We start from the raw sequence: 14208 nt of genomic DNA, 5'->3' as shown, positions 1-14208 counted from the left end.
TAGCCTGATTATTCAATAATGGTTGCTGGTTTTAAGAAGTGAAAGCGGATGAACTTCCCAATCTCAGTCACTGCTAAGACGATGATCCCAGCGATAATCGGAATGCCCCAACCGTACCAGAAGTTGACGTTGGTTGTATGGAAGATTGATTGCATGAACGGCAAGTAAACAATGCCGAGCTGTAAGAGAATCAAAATTCCAATAATATAAAATGCCATCTTGTTCTGGAAGAAGTATTTCGAAATGACTGGGTAGTCGTTTCGTAAGTTAAAGAGATAGAAAATCTTCCCGAAGATGATAATGTTCAAAGACATCGTACTCCCAACCACGTTTGGTAAGCCAATCGCGGTTAAGTAGTCGTAGGCGAAGATTCCTAAGCCAGAGATTAATAACGAAACGTAGACGATTTCAAATGAATCGAGCTTCGATAGTAAGCCAGCCTTCACTTTTCGTGGTCCCCGAGACATAATCCCAGCTTCGGGCGGCTCGAAGATAAAGGCGAACTGGATCGTTAAGGCCGAAACCATGTTAATCCAAAGCAACTGAGTTGGGTAAAGCGGTAAGTCGTGACCCATCAAGATACTGATGATGACGACCAGCCCTTCAGCGAAACTAGTCGGGAGCAAGAAGCGAATCGTTTTACGGATATTATCGAAAACGTGGCGACCTTCGCGTACGGCCGCGACGATATCTGCAAAATCATCATCGGCTAAGACCATATCGGCGGATTCTTTGGCGACTTCGGTTCCTTTGATCCCCATGGCGACCCCGATGTCTGCTTGCTTCAAGGCAGGTGCATCGTTAACACCGTCCCCAGTCATTGAAACAACGTGGTCATTGGCTTGTTGTGCGCGAACAATCCGTAATTTGTTAGCAGGCGTTGCGCGAGCGAAGACGTTATAGTCATCGATTTGCGCTTGTAACTGCGTATCATTCAAGGCATCGATTTCGGGACCAGTAATTGCTTTGACGGTGGGCGCCAAGTTTAACTTGTTGGCAATCGCCATAGCCGTATCTGGATGGTCCCCAGTAATCATCTTTACTTGCACACCAGCTTGCCGGAGTTCCTGGATCGCGGTGGCAGCTTCTTCACGAGGAGGGTCGATGATCCCGACCATCCCGGCTAAGGTGAGGCCGCTAATCGCTTTAGCGTCAATTGTATCAACTGTTGAGTCAACAACTTGATAGGCGAGGGCCACGATTCGCAAGCCGTCGCCAGTCAAGGCCTTCATCTTCGCGGCCCAGTGGTGTTCGTCTCCAGCTTGGTCGGTTAAACGGAGCACCGTAGCGGGTGACCCTTTGACCATTAAGACGCGTTGTCCGTTGAGATCAGCTAAACGGGCGGAGAACCGGAAAGCTGAATCGAACGGTAAGGAGTCGATTTCGGCGACTTCGGGGTCGTGATCGGCCATTTTACGATAAAGGGTCGTTAAGGCGCCATCAGTTGGTTCACCGGTTAGTTCCCATTTGTCGTTTTCAAAATGCAATTGGGCATCAGTTGTTTGACCAGCAATGTTCACTAGCCATTCTAAGTGATTGTCTTGATGCCAATCATAGGCTTGTCCATTTAAGGTCAAAGCCCCATCAAAGTTGACGCCGCCGTTATCATCATAGCCGACCCCAGTCACATCAAAGGCATGGTTGGGGGTAACAATTTTGGTGACGGTCATTTCGTTTTTTGTTAAGGTCCCCGTCTTATCGGTGTTGACAATATCGACCGCGCCTAACGTTTCAACGGCTGGTAATGACTTGACGATGACATTCTTCTTGGTCATTTGTCGGGTACCCATGGCTAAAACGACGGACGTACTAGCGGGTAATCCTTCTGGCATGGAGCCAACGACCATTGTAATGACGGCGATTAATAAGGTTGGCAGGCTGTAAGTATCCATGACCATCCCTAATAAGAAGAGCAAGACTGCCGCGACCACGATCGCGATTGAGAGTCCAAAGCCCAGTGAATTCAAGTTACGCATCAATGGCGTTGGCTTTTCTTTGACTTCACCAACGGATTGTTGGATATGACCAATCTCAGTCGCACCAGCCGTGGCGGTTACGACGCCATAGCCGGAGCCACTAGTAACCGCCGTTGAAGCATAGACCATGTTGCGGCGATCAGCGAGGGCTAGTTGCGCATCCTTAAGCGGTTCTTCAATCTTTTCAATCGGATTGGTTTCCCCGGTCAGCGTTGACTCTTGGACGTTTAAGTTGTCCGCTGCAATCAAGCGCATATCCGCGGGTACCGCATCGCCGGCTTCCAAGTTGACTAAGTCGCCGACGACTAAATCACGCGCATCGACTTCTAGCTTTTGACCATCGCGAATGACGAAGTTTTTGGAAATCAACATTTCTCGGATTCGCTCTAAGGCGTTGCCGGCTTGGCGTTCCTGCACGTAGCCAATGATGGCGTTGGCAATAATGACTAAGCCGATAACGATCGAGTCGGAGTAACGCTGCATAAAGAACGTCATCACGGCGGCGGCCGCTAAAATATAAATGATACTGTTATTAAACTGCTTGATGAATTGTAGTAAGCGGGATTGGCGCTTAATTTCCATTTCGTTACGGCCATTTAAGTACAACCGGTTGGCCGCCTCATCTAGACTTAACCCATTTTCTGGGTCAGTTTTGTATTTAGCGGCTAAGGTTGCTTCATCAAGCTGCCAAAGTTTGGCGGCATCGGGAGGCATCTGGTCCTGTTCAGCATCTTCAGTGTCGGTCAAGCGATGGGCATTTTCGTCTATCATTAAATCCACTCCTATTGTTATAAATTATTTTATCGATTTGGCTCGGTGAAATCTCGGCGTTTGTTGCGCGTTAGGCAGGCCAATTTCGCCACATCCCTTCCAGTATAAATTATTGGTTAATTATTATTATAAACGAATATTACAACTAATCGTTATTAAAATGTTTGACATTTTTGTAACGAAAAATTACATTAGTTGCAATAGCATATCAGGTTTAGTGCGAAAAGTCGCCTAAAACCTGATTTTTAACAGAAATTGGAGGCTACTACATGGTAACAGTGAATTGCCGGCTATCGAGGACGGCGGATCTACCGGCATTATTAGCAATTGATCAAACGATTTGGAATACGCAGAATAGTCCGGGACCGGTCTTAGCCCGCGATCTAGCCAGCTATGTGCAAAGTTATCCGGCTGGTAGTCAGTTAGTCGCCGAAGTTGCGGGGCAAGTTCTCGGGATGATTTCGTGGAACCCGCTGCCACCATTTGCTGCCGCCCGTTATACTTGGGACATTGGTATCGGCGTCGCTAAGACGGCCCAACATCAAGGCGTTGGCCATCAGTTAATGCAGGCGTTAAAGGCTGCCGCTCGCGAACAGGGCATTCATCGGATTGCTTTACGGGTACTAGCGACAAATCATGCGGCCCGCCAGTTCTATGCGCAGCAAGGGTTTCAAGTGGAAAGTGTTGCGCGTGAGGCCTTTTACCTAGATGGTCAGTTCGTCGATGATTATGGCTTAGCTTATTTACTGGATTAAAAAATGACCGACTCACTTAAATCGAGCCGGTCATTTTAGTTAATCTTCAATTGGATCTTTCATTAATAACCAAAGGACCAAGTAGGCGATAATCCCCGGGAACATTGGGGTGATAGCTAATAAGACAAAGATTAGCCGCGCAACATTAGCCGACCAATCAAAATGTTCGGCAATCCCACCAATCACGCCAGCAAAGACCCGGTTAGTACTTGAACGGTGAATATCGATTTTCATGAGAACCCCTCCTTTAACTCCCATTAGTGTAGCGGTTTCAAGTGCGTTCGTCTACTATCCGAACTTAATGTTAGTCGGTTGGCAAGGTATAGTTGTATTCAGGAGTTGCTTCTCAGTACGATAGCAATTAGCTACTGTAGTTACAGGCTGAATTAATGTAGCGAATTCTCAACATTGAACCTCGATTTAGCACTCCGCATGATAGAGTGCTAAATTCTTGCATCTTTCATTAAAGCTGGTAGGATATAAATTGAAGGTCAGGAAAGGTCAAAGAAATTAAAACCAGCTGATCTTGGAATGCCAGTATTTTTGAGAGGAGATTGTGATTATGGCTAATGAAATGATGAACCGCAACAATGACTTTGGGATGTTTGATCCATTTGCACGGATGGCAGAACGCTTTTGGGAACCATTCAATGGGGATACGGAAGCTTTGAAGACTGATATTAGTGAAACCGATGACCAATACAGTGTGACCGTTGATGTGCCTGGGATTGATAAAAAAGACGTGAAGTTAGCTTATCGCGATAATGTCTTATCAATCAAAGTTCAAAAGGACAGCTTCGTGGATCACAGTGACCAAGATCAAAATGTGGTGATGAACGAACGGCGCTTTGGCAGCTTGCAACGCAGTTACATGTTACCAAATGTGGCCGCTGATCAGATTAAGGCGACCCAAACGGATGGCGTATTGACGATTACCTTACCAAAGTCCAAGCAAGCCACGGACAATAAGATTGAAATTCAATAAACACATTAATTTTAAAGGTATCGCTCTTGAGATTGAGCGGTGCCTTTTTTGTTTTAAATAGGATTAGATTGCTTATTAGGCGGGGGTTCGCTATGATAGAAATGTCACTAGAATTGCTTAAAAGGACGCCTTATTTGTCGGCTATTTCCCGGGAAATAAGCGGCATGGCTTTGTTAAAATATGTTAAGCTAGTTGACATGCCAACTGTTTAGTTGAGCTTGAGTTTGGAGATGACTCACATGGATGACGCAGAACGTGAGCGCGGACCATGGCATCGTAATCTAATCGTTTTATGGTTTTGTACGTTTGTTGCCGGGATGGCTTTTAGTGAAATTATGCCGTTCCTCTCATTATTTATTAGTCAATTGGGTGAGTTTAGTAAGCAACAGATTACCTTCTATAGTGGGTTAGCCTTTGCGGCCGACTATGCGGTCGCCGCAATCTCGGCGCCACTTTGGGGTATTGTGGCGGATAAAAAAGGTCGTAAGATCATGCTGCTACGAGCCTCATTAGGGATGGCCGTTGCCATGGGCTTAATGGGCTTTGTTACGGCTGTCTGGCAATTAGTCGCTTTACGGGCGCTACAAGGCGTCTTTGCGGGCTTTATTTCGAATGCGCAAGCGTTAGTTGCTTCACAAACCCCACGCAAGTACAGCGGTCGGGCGTTGAGTACGTTGATTACTGGCGCAGTCAGTAGTAATTTATTTGGCCCGGTCGTTGGTGGGGTACTCGCACAGCTGTTCTCAATTCGGAACACGTTTTTTATTACGGCGGGTTTACTAATTGGTGCCTTTTTACTCAGCCTGTTCTTTGTCCAAGAACATTTCAAACCAGTTGAACATCATCGTGAACCTGGCGCGAGCCGTAATCCATTGGCGGCGTTTCAAAATCCAAAACTGATTATTGTGATGCTTTGTTCTACCATGATTGTGCAACTTGGCAATGCCTCGATTGCACCAATTATTAGTTTATATGTCCAGGAATTAATGCATCATACTGGCCCAATCGCGGTTGTTGCAGGGATTATTGCGGCATTGCCGGGGATTTCTAATATCTTAGCGGCACCGCGCTTGGGTCGCTATGGCGATGAGCATGGTTCTGGAAAAGTGCTATTATTTGGCTACATTTTTGCAGTGATTATGTATTTCCCGCAAGGTTTAATCTCAAGTGTTGTGACGTTAGGCTTGTTGCGCTTTGCCATTGGGATCTCAGATGGAGCGTTGTATCCGGAGATTCAAACGGTGATTACTAAGAATACGCCGGTACATTTGACGTCGACAGTTTTTAGTTATAACCAATCATTTCAAGCGATTGGTAACATGCTCGGGGCATTACTCGGGGGTGTGATTGCGGGGATCTTTGATTATAATTCGGTCTTTATCTTAACAGCGGGATTATTGTTAGTGAATCTAGCATTGATTTTGTGGTTAGTACCAGAGATTTGGAAGAACCCGCGTACACATGCAGAATAAGACTTAAGTCGGTTGATTGGGAAACCAATTGACAGCTTTTTTTTGTGTCCAGCTACTTGTCTTTTCAGGTAAGAACGTGTAGCCTTAGTTTTATGAATATCGAACTAAATCAAGTCGCGGCTGATCAGCGACGAGTAGCCATTTTTAAAGCTTTAGCCGATCAAAATCGTCTTCGAATTATCCGAGTGCTTTATCAAGAACAACGTGAAATGACTTGCAGTGAGGTGGGGGCGCAATTACAGATTAGCAAGTCGACGGTGTCGTATCATTTTAAAGCTTTACGGTTAGTCGGACTGACCAATACTCGTCAAGTCGCGCAAACCAAATATCTCTCGTTGCAGACGGCCACGTTTGACCGTTATTTGCCAGGGTTTTTAGCGACCCTGTAATTTTTGCTTGCTTAGTTTGATGATTATCGAACTAAAATTTATTTGAAAGAAGTGTCTGATTTATGACCACGACCCATACGCATAGCCGGTATTTGACATTAGGCATGATGTTAGTGGCGACTAACATGCGGCTGCCAATTACGATGATGCCCGGTCTAATTAGTAGTTTGAAGCAGTCCTTAGGGTTACCAAGTTCGATGGCCGGGATGCTAACAACGATTCCGTTGTTGACGTTTGCAATTATGTCTCCCTTATTAGCACGCTGGGGCCGGCGCTTTGGTAATGAAGTCACCATTTATGCCATGCTGGTTATTTTGGCAGTTGGCAGTTATTTGCGTGTCGTGCCATCTATTGCGCTCTTACTGCTTGGAACTTTGTTAGTCGGCATTGGTGCCGATGGTGGCAATGTCTTGTTACCGGCGATTATCAAGGATAACTTTCCAACTAAGATTGGACTGGCAACGAGTGCTTACACGGTATCGATGTTGTTGGTCGGTTCATTAGGGACCGGTTTGTCGGGCATCATGGCGGCACATTGGTCGTTGCCAGTCGTGATGGCTATCTTGTCCGCGGTCGGCTTAGTTAACTTGGTGACTTGGCTACCCAACTTAAAGCATAACCATCGTGAACCGGTACTGCCAACGCCAACTGAAACCAAGTCAACGGCGCACCCAAGTGTCTGGCGGCTACCAATTGCGTGGGTCGTTACAGCGTTTTTTGGCTTACAGGCGCTAGTCTATTATTCAATGTTGACTTGGTTACCCACGATTTTAGTGGCGCATGGCTTTTCAACCATTACGGCTGGTAATTTAGTCACGGTGATGCAGTTAAGTGGCTTGCCGTTAGCCTTTCTTGTGCCAACCATGGCGGGTAAACGACATGGGGTGCCTATCATGTTAGCAATTATTGGGATTGGCTTTATTGGTGGCATCGGCGGTATTTTATTACCCGGGTTATCTTTGTCAGTTGCCGTAATCTTGAATATCATCTTAGGCTTTGGTTCTGGGGCGGCGTTCAACTTAGCGGTCGTCTTCTTTACCCGTAAGACGACCAATGGGTTTGAAACCGCAGATTTGTCAGGAATGGCGCAGTCGGCTGGATATTTATTGGCTGCCATTGGCCCTGTCTTGTTCGGTTGGTTAGGTAGTCACGTGGGGTGGAACTTAGTGATCTGGTTGGCGGTAGGCTTTTCCGCGTTATTAACCTTATCTGGAGTGATTGTGCAACGCCATGCGACAATCTATGATTGATCAGCCTTTTTTCGGCGTTAGGCCTCGCTGTGCATGAATCTGTTGGCGTAGTGTCAGGTATTGAAAGGTTGGATAACCACAGTCAGATTAGTAAGTTGGCTAGCTTGAACACCGCCATTAGGATTACACTAGCTTTATAACGTGAGTTTATTAGGGCCTCCGCGATAATTAGCTGGTTTTATCTTACTAGTCTAGCTAGATCAACGCGAAGACATCATTTTTAATTGGAGGGCTTGGCATGCAAGCAGCTTATATTGAACAGACGGGTCAGCCAGACGTGATCAAGGTTGGTGATTTACCCCAACCGACGCTGCGTCCCACGGAACTATTAGTCAAAGTGACGGCGGTGGCAGTTAATCACGTGGATACCTTTGTGCGGAGTGGCAGTTTTAAGACCGCCATGTCATTGCCATTCGTGATTGGTCGCGATGCAGTTGGAACGGTGACTGCAGTTGGTGAACAGGTCACCGGATTTAACGTTGGTGATCGTATTTGGACGAACAGTATGGGTTATGATGGTCGCCCGGGGGTAACGAGTGAGTATGCTGCGATTCCCGCTGAACGGGCCTTTTTAGCACCAGCGGGCATTGATGATTTGCCGTTAGTGGCGGCCGTTCACTCCGCTGCGACTGCCGCAATCCTCTTAACAGATGTGAGTCCAGTCGAGCCCGGTCAGGTCGTTTTGATCGAAGGTGCGGCGGGACATGTCGGGACCAAACTGGTACAGATTGCGCAGGCTAAAGGCGCTAAAGTTTTAGCAACGTCTAATCCGCGCGATTTTGATCGGTTGAAGCAGCTGGGTGCCCAGCAAGTCTTGGATTATCACGCAGACTTTGCCAGTGCAATCACGACACCGGTGCAAACGATTGTGGATACATCCGGTAAAGTTGATTTGAAGACCAACCTATCACTGTTGGGGCTGGGTGGTACGGTGGCCTTAATCACCGCGCCGGTCACGAATCAATTCACTTTTGATGTGCGCGAGTTCTATACGCAGCAACAACGGATTGTTGGTTTTGTGATTAGTCATGCCAGCTTAGACCAACTGCAGCGGGCTGGCCAGCTATTGAATCAGTTATTTGCCCAAGGGTTATTATTGGATGATGACTTGCAAGTCATGCCGTTCACACAAGCCCAACGCGCTCATGAGATTGTGGAAGCTAATCAATCGAAAGCCCGGCTTGTCTTAGTGCTAGGGGAAGCTTAAATCAAAAAACGTCTCGTTGAAGACTATCAACGAGGCGTTTTTTTGACTTAAGCTTCAGTTGAAGCCGTTTCTTGAGCCAACATTTGTTTTTCAGCGACTTTGAAGAATGGATAGTAAGCCGCGCCAGCTAGGATTAACTCAACGGCGGACCAGACGGCAGCGCGCCAATCCCAACCGGTAGCCATTAATGGGCCGATAATTGGGGGCATCGTCCAAGGCACCATTGCAACCGGTGCTGAGATCAGGCCGAGGGAAATGAGCAAGTAAGACAACGTTGCTAAGACGAGTGGCACGACGATAAATGGAATCATCGTGAGGGCGTTCATAACGATTGGAAAACCGAAGATTACGGGTTCGTTAATCTCGAACAAGGCACTTGGAAAAGCCACTTTGCCTAGATCACGGTAAGTTTTACTCTTAGAAAAGAGCATTAGGGCAACTAACGTAATCGTTGCGCCAGTCCCACCGACGTTGACGTATAGGCTGGAGAACCCAGCGGCAGTGACGTATGGGAGTGGTTGATGATGAGCTAAGGCCGTCCCGTTTGCAGCTAGGAACTGTAAGAAGATTGGGTCAGCGATACCTTCCAAAGTCATGTCGCCATGAATCCCGCAGACCCACAGTAAGCTGACTAGTAAGGTATAGACTAAGATCCCCGGCAAGGTATTCATCGCAAACAATAGGGGATGGAAAATGGTTTGAATGACTTGGTTGATGTCGATATGTAGCGGCATCCGCACGAACCAGAATAAAAGCAAAATAACGAAGCCTGGGAAAAGGGCCACGAACGAATTAGATACGGCTTCGGGGACCCCAGCTGGTAATTTGATGACAATGTTCTTTTTGACAAAAAAGTTGAAGATCGACACGGCGACAAAGGCCGTAATAATAGCGGTAAACAAACCGGATGATGCAAAATTGTTCGTATCTAACTTGAATTTATTGTTGAATGAGCTAATGACGAAGGCCATCGTTGATAGTCCTGCCCCTGAAAGCGGGTCGATTTCGAGGGCTTTAGATAGTTCGTACCCAATCCCGATGACGGCCAATAATGAGATAATTCCGAACGATCCGTTGACAACGACCCCAATCATATCCATATACGGGGCCATTAAGTTGGTCCAAGCTTTGATCGGAATGTTCCCAATAATGAGGAAGACACTCCCACTGATAATGGCTGGTAAGGTTAAGACCAAGCCGTTCCGTACTGAAACGAGGTACTTGTTATTCCCGACTTTAGCCATTGGCGGCATTAAGGTATTTTGCAGCCAGTCCATAAATTTATGCATAAACTTAACTCCTCCTTGTTGTTGATAGGCTAAGAATAAGCGTTAGCACGGGCGTTGTAAACCCTTACAAATAGTGCATATGAGTATACTTATACATCAATACAAGCAACCAATACCCGCCAATCGTATTTGTACCAACAAATAATGGCGTAGACCGAATTATGAAGGAATCATTAAAAAAGGTCATAAAAAAATTTTATTTATTTTTTTAGTCACAAAACGCTTGCCTTCGAGTTACTAGAAGTCAGTAGAATACGCTCATGAATTTAAATTGAACGGAGGCATTCTGATGGCAGTATTACAAGTTATGGCAGTGGTGTTAGTGGCAGTTGGCTTGTTGACCTTAATCGGTGACCCAACCCAGCCACGGAAGCGGCCAGTCCGGGTTCGGCGTTAAGTCGCGAACTAAATAGTTGACCTAGACCCGTATCCAAGCGCTACACTAGATCATGTAACTGAAGAGAAATAATTGATGGGAGCGATTTGAATGGCAACAATTAATGCCGCTAATGCGGGAACTTATGCTTTTGACGAGGCATTTAAAGTCAATCGATTAGGCTATGGGACGATGCAGTTGACCGGACCAGGGACTTGGGGGCCATACGCGGATCCTGAAAATGGGATCAAGGTCATTAAGCAAGCCTTGGCTTATGGAGTCAACTTCTTTGATACCGCGGATTCTTATGGGCCATGGTTCGCGGATCGTTATTTAGCAGCGGGCTTAAAGGACGCCGCTAATCGCGACCAGATCTTTATTTCAGATAAGGTCGGTCAGACGCGGCAAGGGCCGAATGTTTGGACGCCACATGGTGAACCCAATTACTTACGGCAACAAGTGGAAGTCTCGATGATGACGTTAGGGATCGACCATGAAGATCTTGTCTTCTTGCATCGTATCGATACGCACTTCTCAATCGAAGAGCAAGTCGGTGAATTGAAGAAGTTACAGGACGAAGGCAAGATCAAGCATATCGGTCTGAGTCAAGTCACGGTTGACGACTTAAAAGCCGCCCAAAAAGTGGCGACTATCGATGCTGTTGAGAACTTATATAACGTCGCTGACCATCGCGATGACGATGTTTTAGACTACGCAGAATCACAAGGTATGGCTTTCTTGCCATGGTTCCCACTAGCAACGGGTCAGTTGGCGCAACCTGGGAGTAGCTTGAGCACGATGGCGGCTAAGTATCACGTTAGTTCAGCCCAGATTGCATTAGCTTGGTTGTTGAAGCGTTCTAAGAATGTCTTGCCAATTCCTGGGACTAGTTCAGTTGAACATCTGGCTGATAACGTGGCCGCGGCTAACGTGGACCTATCCACGGCGGACTTCAATGAATTAAGTCAATTAAGTGTGAAATAGATGATGTAGCGAGCTTGGTTTAATTGCCAAGCTCGTTTTTTGAACTTGTTATTTAAGACGAGGCACGTGTAAAATGAAAGACACTGATTACGCTTGGTGCTAGTTAAGATTGCGTCTGCCAGTTGGCTCCTAAAACGCTGGAACGCCATGGGCCATTTTGAAGCCAACGCTGAGGTCTTCAAAACTGACCTTGGCCTAAGTCCGAGCAGACTACTCACACTAAGGCCAACGACATAGCTGAGCATTTTAGGAACCAACGGCTCGGCTAAATAACTGAACTGAGAATAATCAATCATTAATTTTTCAATTCCGGTTATTTAACGCCGGGCGGGCCAGAATTGGCTCAGTGGTGTCGTTTATCTTGGTCGGTGATTTTCCGGCCTTAGATAAAGCCCGGCTTTTGAGACCGCTTTTTGGCTCAAAAACGTGGCCACCACGTTCCAGCCGATTCTGGACCAACCAGAGTGGTAATTTAAACAAACTAGCACTAAGTGTAGACATTGATTAACTATTGAAAGAGGATTGATACTTGATGAACCCCCGAATTAAAAGTGAAACACCGACCGTCTACTTAGCTGGACCATGGTTTACGGCTGGTCAGCCAGAACGGTTAGCGAAGATTGAACAGTTGATGAATGAGCTAGGCATAACCTACTACAGTCCCCGTTTAGATGGGATTGATTTGACCCCGGATGCAACCGATGCGGATCGTAACGCGGTATTTGCTGATAATGTGGCGCATTTAAAGCAAGCCAAATTAGTGGTTGCCGTGGTGGATGGGGTTGATACCGGGACCATCTGGGAGACTGGGACGGCATACGGCTTAGGCATTCCAGTCGCCTATTATGCAGAAACTTTGGGCGATGGGACCTTCAATGTCATGCTAGCCAAGTCGGGTCAAGCAACCGTTCAAAACATGTCCGATTTAAAAGCCTTTTTACAAGATCCAACCAGTGAGGCGTTCCAATATACCGGGGCGATTCGCTAGCTAAAAAGCTGTTCGACGAAAAATCGCCGAGCAGCTTTATTTTTTTACTTTAAAGTTATGCACTAACTTGGGAAAGACCAATCGATCAGCGGTCGCAATTAAGACCCCGTTCATCAAAAAGGAGTAAAACGTCCCAATATTAACCGCGTCCACCCGGTGCGTGATGGTAAAGGTTAGCGCCATGATGATAATTGGTGGGACGAAGTCAATCAATTGTGAGGCGGTGGCATTACCTTTTAGATACATGAACCGCAAGATATTCGTCGTATCATCGTTAGGATGCATGAAGATATTGGCCCGTTGATAAATGGAAATGGCGACACAAAATGTTGACACACCTAAGATCGAAATGAACATTCGAACGAGCCAAGGCAGGTGGGGAATTCCAAGGGTCGTAAACGTCATGGTGAAGAGATCAACGAAGTAACTGAAACACAGTACGAAAATGATTTCGCCAACAAAGCGGGGAACATCCAGCCGGCGAATCAGAAGTTGATTAGTAATGGCATTGGCCAGGCCAATTAAAAATAACAACAGGCCGACATCTAACCCCAAGGCTTCATGCATATTAACCGCTGAAGCTGTCCAGATACCGCTACCGACATTGGAGGTAATACATAGGGCATTCCCGCAAGCATTTAGGACGAGACTGAAGATTAAGGCCGCAATGCGCGCGGAAAGTGAATTAGCAGTCGTTGGTTTTGATTGCAAAATAAAATAGTCCTCTCTTAAAAACATTCGAGAACTATCATACCGCGCTTGGCAGGGGTAACACAATTTTTAGTGGCTTAAAAAAGTCACGATATAGATTGAATTTTTAAATGATTCACTAAGATGTTTAAGGGCTGGTTAAAAGCTAACCTTTAAAGGACCTTTTCGTAGGACTAAGCTAGATTTTCGTTTAACTTAAAGAAGTCTTGTAAGAAGACTGCCACGCCATCTTCGGTATTCGGCAAGGCAACATCGGTCGCGGCTTGGCGGACAACATTACTGGCGTTGCCCATCGCGACACTGTGACCGGCCACACGGAACATGCCCAGATCGTTAAGCTCATTACCGAAGACAATCGTGTGGTCACGGCCGATGCCGGTATACTTCTGAATTGCCGTGACGGCTAGGGCTTTATTGACACTGTGCGGAATAATTTCCAAGTTATGCGGATTCGAACTGGATAAGTTCAAATCAGTCGTTTGGACCAGAACTTGGCGAACGAGAGCGAGTTCACTCGGTTGGCCGTAAACAATGGCGTTGGTAATGTAGCCGGTCAGATTCGGTAAGAATTCCGGTCCGATGAGCGGCATCGCGTTCAGAACTGGTGTCGCATGTGTCCCGCTCGTTTCGATCTCGTCTTGATAAGGAACCGTTTTGCCCGTGTAGTAGAGCCGATTATTTTCGAAAAAGTAGACGCGACAGTTGTTACTGAGGACGGTCTGATAGATTTTCGTTAAATGTTCACCGGATAGAAAACTATTCTTTAGTTGATCGCCTTGCTCAAACGTTGCGCCATTAGCAGCGATGACTTTCACGGGACCGCCGATTTCGGTGACAACTTGATGGGCCAAGGGCAGCATTCGTCCCGTGGTTAAATAAAATTGATGGCCTTGTGCCATGACTTGGTGTAGCACTTGACGGGTCTTGGCCGTCATTACTTTATGATCGATCATCAAGGTGCCATCGATATCTGAACAGATTAAATATGGGGTCATCCAATCACTCCTAAGTACTTCATATTATACGCGTCTTTACGTCACTTTCGGTGAACTTTA

At 46.4% G+C, this 14208-nt stretch carries 13 protein-coding genes; 8 read left to right on the top strand and 5 right to left on the bottom strand.

Features of this window, described 5'->3' with window-relative positions; translation table 11 throughout:
* Positions 1-8 precede the first annotated feature (8 nt).
* Positions 9-2747, bottom strand: coding sequence for an HAD-IC family P-type ATPase (locus tag FFM80_RS03580; RefSeq protein WP_137639540.1), 2739 nt, complete (start codon positions 2745-2747; stop codon positions 9-11).
* Between the two features lie 269 nt (positions 2748-3016).
* Here FFM80_RS03580 and FFM80_RS03575 point away from each other — a divergent pair, with 269 nt between their 5' ends.
* Complete coding sequence (locus tag FFM80_RS03575; protein ID WP_137639539.1) at positions 3017-3502, top strand: GNAT family N-acetyltransferase; 486 nt, start codon at positions 3017-3019, stop codon at positions 3500-3502.
* Positions 3503-3541: 39 nt separating this feature from the next.
* On the opposite strand, the gene FFM80_RS03570 is transcribed toward FFM80_RS03575, so the two are convergent.
* Positions 3542-3736, bottom strand: coding sequence for a PspC domain-containing protein (locus tag FFM80_RS03570; RefSeq protein ID WP_137639538.1), 195 nt, complete (start codon positions 3734-3736; stop codon positions 3542-3544).
* 328 nt (positions 3737-4064) lie between these two features.
* On the opposite strand from FFM80_RS03570, the gene FFM80_RS03565 reads away from it, so the two are divergent.
* The 5 genes from FFM80_RS03565 to FFM80_RS03545 all read left to right on the top strand — a co-directional run bounded on the left by FFM80_RS03565 (position 4065) and on the right by FFM80_RS03545 (position 8805).
* Positions 4065-4487, top strand: coding sequence for an Hsp20/alpha crystallin family protein (locus FFM80_RS03565; RefSeq protein WP_137634528.1), 423 nt, complete (start codon positions 4065-4067; stop codon positions 4485-4487).
* Between the two features lie 239 nt (positions 4488-4726).
* Positions 4727-5959 (top strand): MFS transporter, encoded by a 1233-nt coding sequence (locus FFM80_RS03560; protein WP_137639537.1) that lies wholly within the window; start codon positions 4727-4729, stop codon positions 5957-5959.
* Between the two features lie 92 nt (positions 5960-6051).
* Positions 6052-6348 (top strand): ArsR/SmtB family transcription factor, encoded by a 297-nt coding sequence (locus FFM80_RS03555; RefSeq protein ID WP_137634526.1) that lies wholly within the window; start codon positions 6052-6054, stop codon positions 6346-6348.
* A 62-nt stretch (positions 6349-6410) separates the two neighbouring features.
* On the top strand, positions 6411-7598 hold the full coding sequence (locus tag FFM80_RS03550) for a CynX/NimT family MFS transporter (RefSeq protein ID WP_137639536.1): 1188 nt from the start codon (positions 6411-6413) through the stop codon (positions 7596-7598).
* Positions 7599-7836: 238 nt separating this feature from the next.
* Positions 7837-8805 carry an NADPH:quinone reductase gene (locus tag FFM80_RS03545; protein WP_137639535.1) on the top strand — a complete coding sequence of 323 codons (969 nt, stop codon included), beginning with the start codon at positions 7837-7839 and terminating at the stop codon, positions 8803-8805.
* A gap of 47 nt (positions 8806-8852) precedes the next feature.
* Here the strand turns inward: FFM80_RS03545 and FFM80_RS03540 are convergent, their stop codons facing one another.
* Positions 8853-10094: a PTS sugar transporter subunit IIC gene (locus FFM80_RS03540; RefSeq protein ID WP_137639534.1), complete on the bottom strand. Its 1242-nt coding sequence runs from the start codon at positions 10092-10094 to the stop codon at positions 8853-8855.
* A gap of 487 nt (positions 10095-10581) precedes the next feature.
* Here FFM80_RS03540 and FFM80_RS03535 point away from each other — a divergent pair, with 487 nt between their 5' ends.
* Complete coding sequence (locus tag FFM80_RS03535) at positions 10582-11454, top strand: aldo/keto reductase (RefSeq protein WP_137639533.1); 873 nt, start codon at positions 10582-10584, stop codon at positions 11452-11454.
* A 532-nt stretch (positions 11455-11986) separates the two neighbouring features.
* Positions 11987-12442, top strand: coding sequence for a nucleoside 2-deoxyribosyltransferase (locus FFM80_RS03530; protein WP_137634521.1), 456 nt, complete (start codon positions 11987-11989; stop codon positions 12440-12442).
* 36 nt (positions 12443-12478) lie between these two features.
* Here FFM80_RS03530 and FFM80_RS03525 read toward each other — a convergent pair whose 3' ends face one another.
* Positions 12479-13153: a DUF6198 family protein gene (locus FFM80_RS03525; protein ID WP_479686881.1), complete on the bottom strand. Its 675-nt coding sequence runs from the start codon at positions 13151-13153 to the stop codon at positions 12479-12481.
* 173 nt (positions 13154-13326) lie between these two features.
* A complete protein-coding gene (locus tag FFM80_RS03520) occupies positions 13327-14148 on the bottom strand; it encodes an HAD family hydrolase (RefSeq protein ID WP_137639532.1) in 822 nt (273 codons plus the stop codon).
* Positions 14149-14208 lie beyond the last annotated feature (60 nt).

It is taken from the genome of Lactiplantibacillus dongliensis (assembly GCF_005405105.1).
GTDB lineage: Bacteria > Bacillota > Bacilli > Lactobacillales > Lactobacillaceae > Lactiplantibacillus > Lactiplantibacillus dongliensis.
Note: the sequence above shows the minus strand (reverse complement) of the source record. Positions and strands in the feature narration are given on the sequence as shown.

Coding starts and splice junctions, on each gene's coding strand:
- FFM80_RS03580 (WP_137639540.1), bottom strand. CDS start 2,747: ATGATAGACGAAAATGCCCATCGCTTGACCGACACTGAAGATGCTGAA.
- FFM80_RS03575 (WP_137639539.1), top strand. CDS start 3,017: ATGGTAACAGTGAATTGCCGGCTATCGAGGACGGCGGATCTACCGGCA.
- FFM80_RS03570 (WP_137639538.1), bottom strand. CDS start 3,736: ATGAAAATCGATATTCACCGTTCAAGTACTAACCGGGTCTTTGCTGGC.
- FFM80_RS03565 (WP_137634528.1), top strand. CDS start 4,065: ATGGCTAATGAAATGATGAACCGCAACAATGACTTTGGGATGTTTGAT.
- FFM80_RS03560 (WP_137639537.1), top strand. CDS start 4,727: ATGGATGACGCAGAACGTGAGCGCGGACCATGGCATCGTAATCTAATC.
- FFM80_RS03555 (WP_137634526.1), top strand. CDS start 6,052: ATGAATATCGAACTAAATCAAGTCGCGGCTGATCAGCGACGAGTAGCC.
- FFM80_RS03550 (WP_137639536.1), top strand. CDS start 6,411: ATGACCACGACCCATACGCATAGCCGGTATTTGACATTAGGCATGATG.
- FFM80_RS03545 (WP_137639535.1), top strand. CDS start 7,837: ATGCAAGCAGCTTATATTGAACAGACGGGTCAGCCAGACGTGATCAAG.
- FFM80_RS03540 (WP_137639534.1), bottom strand. CDS start 10,094: ATGCATAAATTTATGGACTGGCTGCAAAATACCTTAATGCCGCCAATG.
- FFM80_RS03535 (WP_137639533.1), top strand. CDS start 10,582: ATGGCAACAATTAATGCCGCTAATGCGGGAACTTATGCTTTTGACGAG.
- FFM80_RS03530 (WP_137634521.1), top strand. CDS start 11,987: ATGAACCCCCGAATTAAAAGTGAAACACCGACCGTCTACTTAGCTGGA.
- FFM80_RS03520 (WP_137639532.1), bottom strand. CDS start 14,148: ATGACCCCATATTTAATCTGTTCAGATATCGATGGCACCTTGATGATC.